Raw genomic sequence first — 15,130 nt, 5'->3', positions numbered from 1 at the left:
GCGGGGACCCCGGCCATCCGGACCGGTGCCACACCTGGCCGAAGGTCGTACGCTGCAACGCATGCGTACGTGCCGGACGTCTGCCGTCGGAAAGCTCACGGTGGTCCTGGCCACGCTCGTCGTCGTCCTCACCGGCTGCGGTGGGCCCAGCCCACGGGCCTGGGCGGCCTCGGTCTGCGGCGCACTCACGCCGTGGCGCTCCGAGATCAGCAAGTTGACCAGCAGCACCGATCAGCAGATGACGGCGCAGACCACTCCGGCGCAGGCCAAGGAGAACCTGGTGCGGCTCTTCGGCGGCGCGGAACAGGCCAGCGAGACCGCGCGCCGCAAGGTCGAGCAGGCCGGCGTCCCGGAGACCGACAACGGCGAGGCCATCTCCGCCGGCTTCCGGGGGTCGCTGGAGAAGATGCGGGACGCCTACGGCCGCGCCCGGGACACCATCGAGGGGTTGGGCACCGGCGAGCCCGCCGCCTTCTACGACGGCGTGCGGGCCGCCGTCGACACCCTGAACAAGGAGTACGACGCCAGCGCGCTGGACACCAGCAAGCTCAACTCCGAGGAGCTGAAACAGGCCTTCGACGAGGTGCCCGAGTGTCGCTGAACGGGCTCGGTGACACGCCGGCCGCGCAGTCGCTGCCGGCGCTGTTCCCCGTACCCGAGCCCGACCCGTCGCGGGCCGACCCGGCGCCGAGCCGGCGGCGCGGCGGTTCCGACCGCTCCGAGTCGACCACGCCCGCGCCGACCCGCGCCGACGACGCGGGACGGCAACTCGTCTTCTTCGGCGCGGAGGCCGCCGAACCGGCGGTCGCCGATCTGGCCGGGCTGCTCGCCGGGCCGGGGGAGGTCGTCCGGATGGGCGGCACCGCCCGACTCGCGGTGCGGGTGGACGCCGCCTGGCGGGTGCACGTGCTCGTCGCCGAACTGGCGCTGCGCGGGCTGGCCGCGAGCTGGGAGCCGACCGAGGACCAGCGGCACGCCGTGCGGACGTCGTACACCCGGTTGTTGAAGCCGCTCGCGGTCGCCTGGCTGGACGGCCCGGTGAAGCGTCCTCCGGCGGCCTTCCACCTGACCGGCCGGCGGCTGCGGCTGTGGCTCGCCGCCGCCGGGACGCCGGAGCCGCCCGGCGGCTTCCTGCTGCGCCTCGGCGCGGGTGACCAGCGGTGCTGGGAGGCGATCGGCGCGGCTCTCGCCGCCGCCGGCCTGGCCGGCACGCTGCTCGGCCCCGACGAGGGTGGCCCGGCGTACCGGATCACCGGCCGACGCCGGTTGGCGCGGCTCGCCGAACTGGTCGGCGCCCCGCCCGCGGCAGCCCCGCCCGACGCCTGGCCCTAACCGCCCCCGCCGCCCCCCGCCCCCGCCCCCGCCCCCCGCCCACCGGCGTCGATCATGGAGTTGTGGTGGTGGACGTACCTCTCCTTCGGGGTCTAAACGCCCACCACAACCCCATGATCGACGTGAGCGGGAGGGGCGGGGGGTGGGGGTGGGGCGTGGGAGGGGCGGGGGAGGGGCGGGGGTGAGGTGTCTGGTGTTGGACAACTGGGGTTGGACGGGCTGGTTGAGGGCCTGCCATCGTCACAGTGACCCGCTCCGAGGCCTACCCACGGTGTACGGTGGCGCCGTCCGGCAGTGTCGAGCACGGCGGGCGGGATTCGACCGCCGCGCCGCAGCGGATTGCCGCCCGCGAAACCCGAAACGCGGACGGCGCGTTACGTTGGACATCCGGACCGCCGGTGCCACGGCGGGGTCGAGAGCGGTCGCTGTCGTAAGGCGCCGGCCGGCCACGAGCAGGAGTGAGGTCGGGGAGAGACGTGCCGAGCAACGCTGGAACCACCCGTCTGGTCATCGTCGAGTCACCGGCGAAGGCCAAGACGATCTCGGGCTACCTCGGCCCGGGGTACGTCGTGGAGGCCAGCTTCGGTCACGTCCGCGACCTGCCGCGCAACGCCGCCGACGTGCCGGCCAAGTACAAGGGCGAGTCCTGGGCCCGCCTCGGGGTGGACGTGGACAACGGCTTCCACGCCCTCTACGTCGTCTCGGCCGACCGCAGGCAGCAGATCAGCAAGCTGGTGAAGCTGTCCAAGGAGGTCGACGAGATCTTCCTGGCGACGGATGAGGACCGCGAGGGCGAGGCCATCGCCTGGCACCTGGTCGAGACCCTCAAGCCCAAGGTCCCGGTCAAGCGGATGGTCTTCCACGAGATCACCAAGCCGGCGATCCAGGCCGCCGTGGCCAACCCCCGGGAGATCGACCGCGACCTGGTCGACGCCCAGGAGGCCCGGCGCATCCTCGACCGCCTCTACGGCTACGAGGTCTCCCCGGTGCTGTGGAAGAAGGTCATGCCGAAGCTCTCGGCGGGCCGGGTGCAGTCCGTGGCGACCCGCATCGTGGTGGAGCGGGAGCGGCAGCGGATGGCGTTCCGCACCGCCGAGTACTGGGACATCCTGGCCACCCTCGCCGTGGCGAACGCCGGGGAGGGGCCGCGTACCTTCAACGCCACCCTGATCGCGCTCAACGGCGACCGGATCGCCACCGGTAAGGACTTCGAGCCCACCACGGGCAAGGTCCGGGCCGGCGCGGGCGTCGTCCACCTCGACGAGAGCGGTGCCCGGGGTCTGGCCGCCCGGCTCGACGGGCGGCCGTTCACGGTCACCCGGGTCGAGGAGAAGCCCTACCGCCGCCGCCCGTACGCGCCGTTCATCACCTCGACGCTCCAGCAGGAGGCGGCCCGCAAGCTGCGCCTGTCCTCGCAGCAGACGATGCGCACCGCGCAGCGCCTCTACGAGAACGGCTACATCACCTATATGCGTACCGACTCGGTGAACCTGTCGGAGACCGCCATCTCGGCGGCCCGCCGGCAGATCGTCGAGCTGTACGGCGAGCGCAGCGTTCCGCCGGAGCCCCGCCGCTACACCGGCAAGGTCAAGAACGCCCAGGAGGCGCACGAGGCGATCCGCCCGGCGGGGGACAACTTCCGTACCCCGGGCGAGGTGGCCAAGGAGCTGTCCGCCGAGGAGTTCAAGCTCTACGAGCTGATCTGGCGGCGCACCATCGCCTCGCAGATGACCGACGCCGTCGGTTCCAGCGTCTCGGTGCGCATCCGCGCGGTCTCCACCTCCCAGGAGGAGGCCGACTTCGGTGCGACCGGTAAGACCATCACCGACCCGGGTTTCCTGCGCGCGTACGTCGAGTCCAGCGACGACGAGAACGCCGAGGCCGAGGACGCCGAGCGCCGGCTGCCGACCCTGGTCAAGGACCAGCCGCTGACCGCCGACGAGCTGGCCGCGCAGGGCCACCACACCCAGCCGCCGTCGCGCTACACGGAAGCGTCGCTGGTCAAGGCCCTGGAGGAGCTGGGCATCGGTCGCCCGTCCACCTACGCGTCGATCATGCAGACGATCCAGGACCGGGGGTACGTCACCAAGCGCGGCCAGGCGATGATCCCCACGTTCCTGGCCTTCGCGGTGATCGGCCTGATGGAGCGGCACTACCCACGCCTCATCGACTACGACTTCACCGCCAGCATGGAGAACGAGCTGGACGAGATCGCGGGCGGTGACCACGCCGCGGTCGACTTCCTCACCGCGTTCTACTTCGGCAGCTCCAACGGCGCCGGTGACCAGGACATCGCCCGCTCGGGTGGGCTCAAGAAGCTCGTCACCGAGAACCTGAGCGAGATCGACGCGCGCAGCGTGAACTCGATCCCGCTCTTCACCGACGAGGACGGCCGGGAGGTCGTCGTCCGGGTCGGCCGGTACGGGCCGTACCTCCAGCGGGCGGTTCCCGGCGAGACGCCGGCCGCTCCGGCCGAGGGCGAGGAGGCCGGCTCCCAGGGTGACCGGGCGCCGATCCCCGAGGGCCTGGCCCCGGACGAGCTGACCCCGGAGAAGGTGCACGAGCTGTTCCTCGGCGGTAGCGGCGAGCGCAAGCTCGGCGACGACCCGGCCACCGGCGAGCCGATCGTGCTCAAGTCCGGCCGCTTCGGCCCGTACGTCTCCAGCGGGGAGCGCAAGTCCTCGCTACTGCGCTCGCAGACGCCGGACTCGCTCTCCCTCGACGAGGCGCTGCGGCTGCTGAGCCTGCCCCGGTCGGTGGGCGTCGCGCCCGACGGCGTCGAGGTGTTCGCCAACAACGGTCGCTACGGCCCGTACGTGAAGCAGGGCGAGGAGTTCCGCTCGCTCGAGTCCGAAGAGCAGATGTTCACGGTCACCCTGGACGAGGCGTTGGCCCTGCTGGCCGCCCCGAAGACCCGGGGCCGGCGGGCCGCCGCGCCGCCGTTGCGCGAGATGGGCGTCGACCCGTTGACCGAGAAGCCGCTGGTGATCAAGGACGGGCGGTTCGGCCCGTACGTCACCGACGGCGAGGTCAACGCGTCCCTGCGGCGCGGCCAGACCCCGGAGGCGCTCACCATCGAGGAAGCGTCCGAGATGCTGGCCGACAAGCGGGCCAAGGGTCCGGCCCCGCGCAAGAAGGCCGCAGCGAAGAAAGCTCCGGCGAAGAAGGCTCCGGCGAAGAAGACGACGGCCACCAAGAAGACGGCCGCCGCCAGCAAGTCCACCGCCGCGAAGAAGACCACCACCGCCAAGGCGACGGCGGCCAGGAAGGCGACCCCGGCGAAGAAGGCGGCCCCGAAGAAGGCCACCGCCAGCCCTGCCGAGGAGTGACGGTGAGCACGCCGCCCCAAATGGGTTAAATGTCCAAATTTGGGGTCGGGGTTCTGGCGTGGACTGCCTAATGTGAGGGAATGTTCGCAGTCCCTGTCCCGCGCCGCCGCATGCTCGTCGGTGCTGCCGCCGGTGCGTTGCTGCTCGCCGTGTCCGCGGTCGGCATCCGGGCGGTGGACGCGGGCAGTCCCTCGCCAGCCGGCGCCACCATGTCGCGCGCTTCCCCGCAGGCCGTCGCCCCCGGGTCGTCCGCCGGGCCGAACCGCGATCCCGCCAACCCGCGGACCGTGCGACTCGTCGCCGCGGGTGACGTTCTGATCCATCCCGCGGTGACCGAGCAGGCGCGCCGGGACGGTGCCCGTGCCGGCGGCATGGACTTCGGCCCGATGTTCGCCGGGGTCGCCCCGGCGGTCCGCGGCGCCGACCTGGCGCTGTGCCACCTCGAGACGCCACTGGCCGATCCCGCCGGCCCGTTCGCCGGCTATCCGTCGTTCAACGCGCCCCCGCAGGTGCTCGACGCGCTGCGCACCACCGGGTTCGACGGCTGCTCAACCGCCTCCAACCACACCCTCGACCAGGGTGTCGACGGGGTGGCCCGGACACTCCGCGCACTCGACGCCGCCGGGCTGGGGCACACCGGGAGTGCCCGCAGCGCCGCCGAAGCGGCCCGGCCCCGGATCTACCAGGTCGGCGACGTCCGCGTCGCCCACCTGGCGTACAGCCTGAACTTCAACGGGCTGAGCCGCCCCTCGGGCAAGCCGTGGCTGGCCAACCTGATCAAGCCGTCCGAGATCCTCGCCGCCGCCCACAAGGCCCGGGTCGCCGGTGCCGACATCGTCGTGCTCAGCCTGCACTGGGGTACGGAGTACCAGCACCTGCCGGACGCCGACCAGCGGGCGTGGGCGAAGCAGTTGATCTCCTCGCCCGACGTGGACCTCATCCTGGGCCATCACGCCCACGTGGTGCAGCCGTTCCAGCGCTTCGGCGACAAGTGGGTGGTCTTCGGCATGGGCAACGAACTGGCCCGGCACGAGACGCCGATCGACGACAACCGTGAGGGTGTGATGGCCCGGGCCACCTTCACCGAGACCGCTCCGGGACGCTGGACGGTGACCCGGATGGAGGCACTGCCCACCTGGACCGACCTGGCGCCGGCCCTGCGGCTGGTCGACCTGACCGCAGCGCTTGCCGACCCGGGCACCTCACCAGGCCGGCGGGGCGACTACCGGGAGGCGTACCAGCGGGTGCTCGGCTACGTCCGGGCCCTGGGTGCCGGCCCGGACCAGGTGGTGGCGTCGGGCGGCTGAGCGGCTGCCGCCCTCAGGTGCCGAGGGTGCGGCTCGAACCAGGGTGCTCTGCACCACACCGAGATCGCCCGCCTACCCGTTGAGTCGGTACCGCCGTACCGTATTGCCATGCCGGTTGGTCGGACGAGGCGTGCGGGCGGGGAGAAGCGGGCTGCCGTTCTCGACGCGGTGATGGACGTGCTCGCATCGCGCGGATACGAGAACACGCGGTTCGCCGACGTCTCGGCGGCCGGCGGCGTCGCGATCAGCACCCTCCAGACCTACTTCGGGTCGCGGGAGGACATGATCATCGAGGCCATGCAGGTGTTCACCGACCGGGAGGTCGCCGCCCTGGACGCGGTTTCGGTCGCCGAGGCCGACCCGTGGCGACGGCTGGTCGCCCTGACCGACCGGAGCCTGCACAACTCGGAGAGCGCCCGACGGATCCTGGTCGAGTTCTGGCGATCCGCGATGCGCGACGACGAACTCCGCGACCACAGCGCCAAGGTGCTGGCGCGTTACCGGGCGCCCTTCCTGGCCGCGGTGCGCGAGGGCGCCGAGCGGGGGGCGTTCACGCTGACCCACGACGCCGACGCGGTGACGGACTTCCTGCTCGCGGCTCTGGCCGGTCTGATCGTCTCGCGCGTCCAGCACCATGCCACGCCGTCACCCGAGACCTTCCGTGACGTCCTGCTCACCCAGCTCAGGCTGATGCTGGGCGTCCGGGACGCGGCTTCCCGTACCCGAACGGATTGAGGACGATGACCACCGTCGAGATCACCCGCTTCCGTGTGGCCGCGGAGCGCGCCGATGCCCTGCTGGCCGCACGGCCCGCGATGCTTGACGACTTCCAGGCCGACCGTGCCGGCTTCCTCGGCGCACGGCTGATCCGACTCGATGCCGGACAGTGGCTGGACATCGTCTTCTGGGCCTCGCCCGAAGACTTCGCCGAGTCCCGGCGTCGGGGCGGGAACCGGCCCGGCATCCAGGCGTTCTTCGCCCTGATCGACGAGGTGGTCAGCTCCGAGGAGGGCACCACGACCGATCCGGTGGGTGCGTGATGCGCGCAGCCTGGTACGACCGGCAGGGCCCGGCCCGCGAGGTTCTGCAGGTCGGCGAGTTGCCCGATCCCTCGCCGGGTGCCGGCGAGGTCCGGGTCCGGGTGTCGGTCTCCGGAATCCACGTGGGTGACCTGGGCAAACGGCAGGGCTGGTGGGGGTCCGCCATGTCGTTCCCCCGGGTGGTCCCACACGGTGACGGCGCCGGGGTGATCGACGCCGTCGGGCCGGGTGTCGATCCGGCACGGGTCGGTGAGCGGGTCTGGGTGTATCTCGCCCAGTCGTACCGCCCGTTCGGCACCGCCGCCGAGTACACGGTGGTGCCGGCCCGGCACGCCGTGCCGCTGCCCGCCGACGTGCCGGACGAGCAGGCGGCCGGGCTCGGTATCCCGGGCATCACGGCCCATCGGGCGATCTTCGCCGACGGTCCCGTGCGTGGGCAGCGAGTCCTCGTCACCGGTGCCCTCGGCGCGGTCGACGGGCCGCGCTGGCGGTGGCCCGCCGGGGCGACGCCACCGTGATCGCGACGGTTCGAACGCCCGACCAGGTTGAACAGGCGCTGATCGCGGGCGCGCACCACGCGGTCGACACCGCCGGCGGCGACGTCGCCGCCCGGATCCTCGACCGCACCGGCGGGGAACCTGTCGACCGGGTGGCCGAACTCGCCTTCGACGCCAACCTGGCGACCAACCTGGAGATCCTCCGCGTCGGCGGCGTCATCGCGACCTACGCGACCGTGGCCGCCGAACCCGCCATCCCGTACTGGCCGCTGGGCTTTCAGAACATCACGGTCCGGTTCCTCAGCAACGACGACTTCCCCGAGTCGGCGAACGAGGCCGCCGCGACCGACCTGACGGCCGCGCTCGTCGCCGGTGATCTGCGCTATCCGATCGCCGCCCGGTTGCCGCTGGCACAGATCGCCGAGGCCCACGAGTTGGTCGAGCGCGGCGCCCGGGGCCGGGTCGTCCTGGACCTCTGACGGGCGGACGCCGCCCTCACGCGCCCAGGATGTGGGTCAGGTGCGGGCTGGCGAAGACGCGGTGCGGGTCCAGGCGGTCGCGGACGGCCTGGAAGTCGGCGAAACGGGGGTACGCCCCGGCGAGGGACGCCGCGTCGCGGTAGTGCAGCTTGCCCCAGTGCGGGCGACCGCCGAGTGCGGCGGCGACCTTCTCGAACGCCTGGAAGTACGGCTCGTACGGCATGCCGACGTACTGGTGTACGGCGACGTACGCGTTGTCCCGGTCGTAGCCGTGGGACAGCCAGATGTTGTCGGCGGCGGTGAAGCGCACCTCAACCGGGAAGAGGATCTTGAACGGGAGTCCGTCCACGATCCGTCGCAGCGCGGTGAGCGCCTCCGGTAGCGCCGCGCGGGGGAGGCCGTACTCCATCTCGACGAAGCGGACCCGGCGCGGGGTGCAGAACACCCGGTCGGAGCGTCCGGTGTACCGCCGTTCGGTGAGCGCGCGGGCGGAGACGGCGCTGATGCCGGGTGCCAGGGCGGGCACGGCCCGGCCGAGGCGGCAGGCCCCGGCGAAGACCCGGTTGGACAGGAAGTCGTCGTCCAGCCAGCCGCGCCAGCGGGACAGCGGCCGGTCGTTGACGGGTACCCGGTCGTTGGCCTTCACCTGGACCCGGGACGTGTAGGGGAACCAGTAGAACTCGACGTGGTCGTGCCGGCCGATCAGCGCGGGCAGGTCGCCGAGCACGTCGTCGAGGGCGGCGGGGCGTTCGTGGGCGTGCAGGACGAAGGCGTCCACGCAGCGCAGGGTCACCTCGACCAGGACGCCGAGCGCGCCGAGCGAGACCCGGGCGGCGGCGAAGACGTCGGGGTGCTCGTCCGCGGAGCAGCGCAGCACCTCGCCCGTGCCGGTGACCAGGGTGAGGGCCTCGACGAAGGTGGAGAGGCAGCCGTAGCCGGCGCCGGTACCGTGGGTGCCGGTGGAGATGGCGCCGGCGATGGTCTGCGCGTCGATGTCGCCCAGGTTGGGCAGCGCGAGGCCGTGCCGGGCGAGCAGTCCGTTGAGCGCGTGCAGGGGCATTCCCGCCGGTACGGTGACCAGTCGGCGCGCGACGTCCACGCTGACACCGGTCTCCAGCTCGGACAACTCCATCCGCCGGTCGTCGGCGAGGGCGACGGCGGTGAACGAGTGGCCGCTGCCCGCGACGCGGATCCGGCCTCCGGCGGCGGCGGCGTCCCGAACGGCTTCTGCCACCTCGTCCGGCGAGCCGGGGCGCAGGATCGCGGTGGCGCTGCCACGCTGGTTGCCGGCCCAGTTGGACCATCCGGCGGTGAGCGGTGCGGTGCCGACCATGCGCGCTCCTCATTCATGAATATGAACTGACTTCATATCAGGAACGTTGTCCCTGGTAAATACCGCAATTGCGGTCCGCTCGTTGTACCGGTAGTCACGGACTCGTGACGTGGAGATATGTTCATCCGTCGAAGGGGGGTGGCGCCGAGTGTCCACACCAGCCGCCACGACCGGGCCGCTGCGCCGCGTACCGGTGCAGGGTCGAAGTGTCGCGCGGGTTCAGCGCATGTTGGACGCCTGCGCCGAGCTCGTCGACGAGGTGGGGTACGAGGGGCTGACCACGACCCTGCTCGCGGAGCGCGCCGAAGTGGCGATCGGGTCGGTCTACCAGTTCTTCCCGGACAAGCGGGCGATCGTGCAGGCGTTGACCCTGCGCACGATGGAGTCCTACCTGCAGCGGCTCGACGAGCGCTTCGCCTCCGACGAGATGACCCACTGGTGGGACGGCGTCGACGCGGGAATCGACGAGTACATCACGATGCACCGCACCGTCCCCGGCTTCCGTACCCTGCACTTCGGCGACGTGGTCGACCTGCACCTGCTCGACGAGCAGCGTGACAACAACGGCGTCATCGCCGACCAGTTGGCGCGGGTGCTCACCGAGCGCTTCGGTCTGACCGACGTGCCGAAGCTGCGCTTCGTCCTGGAGATCGCCGTGGAGGCCGCCGACGCGCTGATCAAGCTCGCGTTCCGGCGCAAGTCCGACGGCGACGAGCGGGTCCTGCTTGAGGCGAAGGCGCTGATCCGGGAGTACCTGCACCGCCAGGTCGACGGATGCGAGAGCGAGCAGCGCGCCGAGGCCGCCCAGTCCGCCTGACCTGGCGGCGCGAACACCTAGAGGAACGCGTGGCCCTCGCCCCGGTAGGTGGGCACGGTCGCCACGACCGCGTCCCCCTCGACGAGGTGCAGCTCGTTGACCCGTTCGCACAGCTCACCTGCCTTGGCGTGCCGGAACCACACCCGGTCGCCGACCTGCAGGGTGGCCGCCGCCGCGCCGGCGAGAGGGGTTTGCACCTCGCCGGCGCCCTCGGTGCCGACGAGCTTCAGGCCGGCCGGCAGCCACGGTCGGGGCAGCCGGCTGTCGGCCGCCTGGCCGGAGGCGATCCAACCGCCGCCGAGCACGGTCGCCAACTCCGGCGTCGGTCGGCGGACCACCGCGCAGGCGAAGAACGCCGCCGGGGTGGGCCGCCAGGCGCGGTACGCGTCGAACAGCGTCGGCCCGTACAGGCCCGATCCCGCGGTGACCTCGGTGACCGCGGGATCGGCGCTGGTCGCGGCCACGCTGCCGGTGCCGCCGCCGTTGACGAACTCCAGGTCGGCGTGTTCGCGTACCGCCGCCACCGCGGCGCCACGGCGGGCCAGCAACTCGCGGTAGGAGCCGCGCTGGGCCAGCCTGATCGCGCCCGCCAGCAGCGTCCGCCCCGGCGGCGCGTCGCCCAGGCCGGCGATCTGCGCCTCGTACGACATGAGCCCGACCAGCCGGAAGCCGGCGCGGCCGGCGACGGTGGCGGCGAGCGCGCCGGCCGCCCGGGCGCTGTGCACCGGCGAGCGGCGGACGCCGACGTGCACGCCACGCAGTGGTCGCCAGGAGGCGTCCAGGTCGAGGCAGAGCCGCAGCTCGGCGCGTTGCCCCGGGGCGCGGACGGCGTCGACGAAGTCGAGCTGGCCGGTGCCGTCGATCATGAGGGTGATCGCGGCGGCGAGTGTCGGGTCGGCGGCCAGCTCGGTGAGGGCCGCCCGGTCGGCGCTCGGGTACGCCACCAGCACGTCGTCGCTCAGACCGGCCCGGACCAGCCAGATCGCCTCGGGGAGGGTGAACGCCATGACCCCCTGCCAACCGGGCCGGCTGAGCGCCCGGCCGATCAGGTCCCGGCTGCGCACCGACTTGCTGGCCAGCCGGATCGGCTTGCCGGCGGCGCGGTCGGCAAGGGCCGCCGCGTTCGCGTCGTAGGCGGTGAGATCCACCACGGCGTACGGGGGGTCGAGATGGGCGGTCGCCCGGTCCAGGCGCTCGCGCAGTTTGTCGCTTTCGATGGCCACGTGTGCACGCTAACTGTCCGACGATGAATGCGAAACACCCTCGCATACGTCCCGGGCTGCGGTCGATGCCGTCGGCGGCCTAGGCTCAGCGAGCAGGAGAATGTCGCCGGTGGGGCGGCCCCCACCGGGTCTAGAGTGTTCCACCGGGGGTGCCCAGCGATGGGCCGGCACGTGGAGGTACGGCCATCGAAAGCCAGAACAGCGGCGAGTCGCCCGGCGTGTCGCGCGCGGGTGACCAGTCGGGCAGCGCCGCCAACCAGTCCAGCGGTGGTCAGGTCGACGCGTCCGGCTATGCCGCGATCCGCTCGGTACTGCGAATCAGGCCGTTCCGCCGGCTCTGGATCGTGCTCGGCGCGGCCTCCTTCGGTGACTGGCTCGGCTTGCTCGCCACCGCCCTCTTCGCCGCCTCGCAGGTGCAGGGCAGCACCGCCCAGGGCGCCGCGTTCGGCGGGGTCACCGCGATCCGACTACTGCCCGCGCTGGTGCTCGGCCCGGTGGCCGGCGTCTTCGCCGACCGGTTCGACAGGCGTTGGACGATGGTCATCTGCGACCTGCTGCGCTTCGTGCTCTTCGCCTCCATTCCGCTCTACGCCCTCAGCGGGGCCGCCGGCGGCCTGGTGGTCGGCTGGGCGCTGATCGCCACCTTCCTGATCGAGTCGCTCACCCTGCTCTGGATCCCGGCCAAGGAGGCCGCGGTCCCCAACCTGATCCCACGGGCCCGCCTGGAGGCGGCCAACCAGCTCACGTTGATCACCACGTACGGCCTCACCCCGGTGGCCGCGGCCATCGGCCTCGCAGTGCTGGACCGTGGTGTCAGAGGCGCTGTGGGCGGCGATCTACCCTCCTGGGCCGAACCGGCTCAACTCGCACTCTGGTTCAACGCCTTCTCCCGGCTCGCCACCGCGTTGGTGGTGGCGTTCGGGATCAAGGAGATCAGCGAGGCGCAGCGCGGCGAGGCGGGGCGTTCCGAGCAGAGCATGTTCCGGCAGTTCTCCGAGGGCTGGAAATTCATCGGCCAGACCCCGCTCGTCCGCGGCCTGGTGCTGGGCATCTTCGGCGCGTTCGCCGGCGGCGGCATCGTGGTCGGCACGGCCAAGTTCTTCGCCAACTCACTGGGTGCCGGCGATGCCGCGTTCTCGCTGCTCTTCGGCGCGATCTTCGTCGGTCTGGCGCTCGGCATCGGGCTCGGCCCGATGGTCGTCAAGGAGATGTCCCGGCGTCGCTGGTTCGGCATGAGCATCGTGCTGGCCAGCGCCGCCGTGATGACCCTCGCCTTCGCCATCCACCTGTCCATGGCGATCGTCGGCGCGGTGCTGGTCGGCGCGGGCGCGGGCATGGCCTTCCTGGCCGGCACCACGCTGCTGGGCGGTGAGGTGGCCGACGAGGTGCGCGGCCGGGTGTTCGCGGTGGTGCAGATCGGCACCCGACTGGTGCTGATCCTGGCCATCGGGCTGAGCAGCGTGTTGGTCGGCGTCGGTGGCTCGCGCAAGCTGGAGATCGCCGACCTCGGCATCTCCGTCTCGTCCACCCGACTGCTGCTGCTCGCGGCCGGCGCCGCCGGCATCTTCGCCGGCATCAGCGCCTTCGGCCAGATGGACGACAAGAAGGGCGTCCCGGTCCTCGCCGACCTCTGGGGCTCGATCCGGGGCCGTCCGCTGACGCCGGCGGAGCCGTTCGTCTCGGCCGGGCTGTTCGTGGTGTTCGAGGGCGGCGAGGGTGCCGGCAAGTCCACCCAACTCGCCGCGCTCGCCGAGCGGCTGCGCACCGACGGGCGCGACGTGCTGGTGACCCGCGAACCGGGGGCGACCGGCGTCGGCCGGCGGATCCGGTCGCTGGTGCTGGAGACCTCCGGCGACGAGGCGCCGTCCCCGCGCGCCGAGGCGCTGCTCTACGCCGCCGACCGGGCGCACCACGTGGCCTCCGTGGTCCGGCCCGCGCTCATCCGCGGTGACGTGGTGATCAGCGACCGGTACGTCGACTCGTCGCTCGCGTACCAGGGTGCCGGGCGCACGCTCCCGGTCGATGAGGTCTCCTGGCTCTCCTCCTGGGCCACCGGCGGCCTCAAGCCCGACCTCGTGGTGCTGCTCGACGTCGAGCCGCGCACCGGCCTGTCCCGGGTCGCCTCGCGCAGCGGTGCGGCCGACCGGCTCGAGGCCGAGTCGATCGCCTTTCACGAGCGCGTCCGCTACGCCTTCCTCGACCTCGCCGCCGCCGACCCGAAGCGCTACCTGGTGCTCGACGCGTCCCGGCCGGTCGGCGAGATCACCCGGCTGGTGGTCCGGCGCGTCGAGGAGATGCTCGGCAAGCCCGGCGGCATCGTGCACCCGCGACCCGCGCAGGGCCCGGACACCTCGGTGCAGCCTGAGTTATCCGACGCGGAGCTGGTGACGATGGAGCACAAGACCTGATGCCGGACGTCTTCGCCGACCTGGTCGGTCAGGACGAGGCGGTGACCGAGCTGCGCCGCGCCGCCGCAGCGGCGGCGGCCGTGCTGCGCGCCGCCGCGACCGACCGGACGCCCGCGCTCGTCGCGGCGGGCGAGGCCGACGCGGGTGCCGGCACCCCCGACCCGGGCACCGGGATGACCCACGCCTGGATCTTCACCGGGCCACCCGGGTCCGGTCGCTCGGTCGCCGCGCGCGCCTTCGCCGCGGCCCTGCAGTGTGCGTACGGCACCGGTTGCGGCGAGTGCCCCGGCTGCCACACCACGATGGGCGGGACCAACGCCGACGTCCGGCTGGTGGTGCCGGAAGGGCTCTCCATCGGCGTCGGTGAGATGCGCGCGCTGGTGCTCCGCGCGGCCAGCACCCCGTCCGGCGGGCGCTGGCAGGTGGTGGTGATCGAGGATGCCGACCGGCTCACCGAGGCAGCCGGTAACGCCCTGCTCAAGGCCATCGAGGAGCCGCCACCGCGGACGGTCTTCCTGCTCTGCGCCCCGTCCACCCACCCGGACGACATCTCGGTGACCATCCGGTCGCGCTGTCGGGTCGTACCCCTGCGTCAGCCGCCGGCCACCGCGGTGGCCGAGGTGCTGGTCCGCCGGGACGGCATCGCGCCCGACGTGGCGCAGTGGGCGGCGGCGGCCGCGCAGGGGCACGTGGGTCGGGCCCGCCGGCTGGCCCGCGACCCGGAGGCCCGCAAGCGGCGTGCGGCGGTGCTCGCCGTGCCGCGCCGGCTGACCGGCGTGGGCGCGGCGTTCGACGCGGCGTCCGCGCTGATCGAGGCTGCCGAGGCGGAGGCCGAGGCGTCGGTCGCCGAGGCCGACGTGGCCGAACGGGCGGCACTGCAGACGGCGCTCGGCGCGGGCGGCACCGGCCGGGGCGCGGCCGGCGCGATCCGGGGTGCCGCCGGGCAGCTCAAGGAACTGGAGAAGCGGCAGAAGTCACGGGCCACCCGCGCCCAGCGCGACGCGCTGGACCGGGCGCTCGTCGACCTGGCCGGCTTCTACCGTGACGCGCTCACCATGGCGCTGCGCGCACCGGTCGACCCGGTGCACACCGACACCGCCGCGCTCGCCGGCGCCGGGGCCCAGAAGTGGGACGCCGAGGGGTCGCTGCGCCGGCTGGAGGCCGTGCTCGCCTGCCGTGCGGCGATCGACGCGAACGTCAAGCCGCGCATCGCCGTCGAGGCGATGATGCTCGCCCTCTGGAAGGGTTGACCAGCAGCTCCCGCCGGTTGTCCACAGCCATCGACACGTGCGATTGCTGTGCGGTACGGTCCGGTGTGCCGTGGTGACGGTGGCGGCACGCTAAGTGATGATCCATCCGGGAGGA

The 15,130-nt window shown here is 72.6% G+C and carries 13 protein-coding genes; 11 read left to right on the top strand and 2 right to left on the bottom strand.

Annotated elements, in window-relative coordinates; genetic code table 11:
• Window positions 1-61: 61 nt before the first annotated feature.
• The 8 genes from AB0B55_RS15815 to AB0B55_RS15780 all read left to right on the top strand — a co-directional run bounded on the left by AB0B55_RS15815 (window position 62) and on the right by AB0B55_RS15780 (window position 7,984).
• Window positions 62-601, top strand: coding sequence for a hypothetical protein (locus tag AB0B55_RS15815; RefSeq protein ID WP_357123670.1), 540 nt, complete (start codon window positions 62-64; stop codon window positions 599-601).
• Window positions 592-1,332: a hypothetical protein gene (locus AB0B55_RS15810; protein WP_357172018.1), complete on the top strand. Its 741-nt coding sequence runs from the start codon at window positions 592-594 to the stop codon at window positions 1,330-1,332. The genes AB0B55_RS15815 and AB0B55_RS15810 overlap by 10 nt, the downstream gene beginning before the upstream one ends.
• A 476-nt stretch (window positions 1,333-1,808) precedes the next feature.
• Window positions 1,809-4,661, top strand: coding sequence for a type I DNA topoisomerase (topA, locus tag AB0B55_RS15805; protein WP_357123676.1), 2,853 nt, complete (start codon window positions 1,809-1,811; stop codon window positions 4,659-4,661).
• Between the two features lie 80 nt (window positions 4,662-4,741).
• A complete protein-coding gene (locus tag AB0B55_RS15800) occupies window positions 4,742-5,968 on the top strand; it encodes a CapA family protein (RefSeq protein ID WP_357123679.1) in 1,227 nt (408 codons plus the stop codon).
• A gap of 108 nt (window positions 5,969-6,076) precedes the next feature.
• Window positions 6,077-6,703: a TetR/AcrR family transcriptional regulator gene (locus tag AB0B55_RS15795; protein WP_357123682.1), complete on the top strand. Its 627-nt coding sequence runs from the start codon at window positions 6,077-6,079 to the stop codon at window positions 6,701-6,703.
• A 5-nt stretch (window positions 6,704-6,708) separates the two neighbouring features.
• A complete protein-coding gene (locus AB0B55_RS15790; protein ID WP_357123685.1) occupies window positions 6,709-7,008 on the top strand; it encodes an antibiotic biosynthesis monooxygenase in 300 nt (99 codons plus the stop codon).
• Window positions 7,008-7,526, top strand: coding sequence for an alcohol dehydrogenase catalytic domain-containing protein (locus AB0B55_RS15785; RefSeq protein WP_357123688.1), 519 nt, complete (start codon window positions 7,008-7,010; stop codon window positions 7,524-7,526). Before AB0B55_RS15790 ends, AB0B55_RS15785 begins: the two co-directional genes overlap by 1 nt.
• Window positions 7,523-7,984 carry a zinc-binding dehydrogenase gene (locus AB0B55_RS15780; RefSeq protein WP_357123691.1) on the top strand — a complete coding sequence of 154 codons (462 nt, stop codon included), beginning with the start codon at window positions 7,523-7,525 and terminating at the stop codon, window positions 7,982-7,984. Before AB0B55_RS15785 ends, AB0B55_RS15780 begins: the two co-directional genes overlap by 4 nt.
• Window positions 7,985-8,000: 16 nt before the next feature.
• Here the strand turns inward: AB0B55_RS15780 and AB0B55_RS15775 are convergent, their stop codons facing one another.
• Window positions 8,001-9,317, bottom strand: a complete 1,317-nt coding sequence (locus AB0B55_RS15775) for a D-arabinono-1,4-lactone oxidase (RefSeq protein ID WP_357123694.1) — start codon at window positions 9,315-9,317, stop codon at window positions 8,001-8,003.
• Between the two features lie 226 nt (window positions 9,318-9,543).
• On the opposite strand from AB0B55_RS15775, the gene AB0B55_RS15770 reads away from it, so the two are divergent.
• Window positions 9,544-10,134 carry a TetR/AcrR family transcriptional regulator gene (locus AB0B55_RS15770; RefSeq protein WP_357124646.1) on the top strand — a complete coding sequence of 197 codons (591 nt, stop codon included), beginning with the start codon at window positions 9,544-9,546 and terminating at the stop codon, window positions 10,132-10,134.
• 17 nt (window positions 10,135-10,151) lie between these two features.
• Here AB0B55_RS15770 and AB0B55_RS15765 read toward each other — a convergent pair whose 3' ends face one another.
• Window positions 10,152-11,357 carry an amino acid deaminase/aldolase gene (locus AB0B55_RS15765; protein ID WP_357172017.1) on the bottom strand — a complete coding sequence of 402 codons (1,206 nt, stop codon included), beginning with the start codon at window positions 11,355-11,357 and terminating at the stop codon, window positions 10,152-10,154.
• A 317-nt stretch (window positions 11,358-11,674) separates the two neighbouring features.
• Between AB0B55_RS15765 and tmk the strand changes: the two genes are divergently transcribed.
• Both tmk and AB0B55_RS15755 read left to right on the top strand, forming a co-directional pair.
• Window positions 11,675-13,765 (top strand): dTMP kinase, encoded by a 2,091-nt coding sequence (gene tmk, locus AB0B55_RS15760; protein WP_357172038.1) that lies wholly within the window; start codon window positions 11,675-11,677, stop codon window positions 13,763-13,765.
• Window positions 13,765-15,015 carry a DNA polymerase III subunit delta' gene (locus tag AB0B55_RS15755; RefSeq protein WP_357172016.1) on the top strand — a complete coding sequence of 417 codons (1,251 nt, stop codon included), beginning with the start codon at window positions 13,765-13,767 and terminating at the stop codon, window positions 15,013-15,015. Before tmk ends, AB0B55_RS15755 begins: the two co-directional genes overlap by 1 nt.
• Window positions 15,016-15,130: the final 115 nt, after the last annotated feature.

The sequence above is a fragment of the Micromonospora sp. NPDC049107 genome (assembly GCF_040648595.1).
Taxonomy (GTDB): domain Bacteria; phylum Actinomycetota; class Actinomycetes; order Mycobacteriales; family Micromonosporaceae; genus Micromonospora.
The sequence above is the reverse complement of the archived record's forward strand: the minus strand, read 5'-3'. Positions and strand labels throughout refer to the sequence as shown.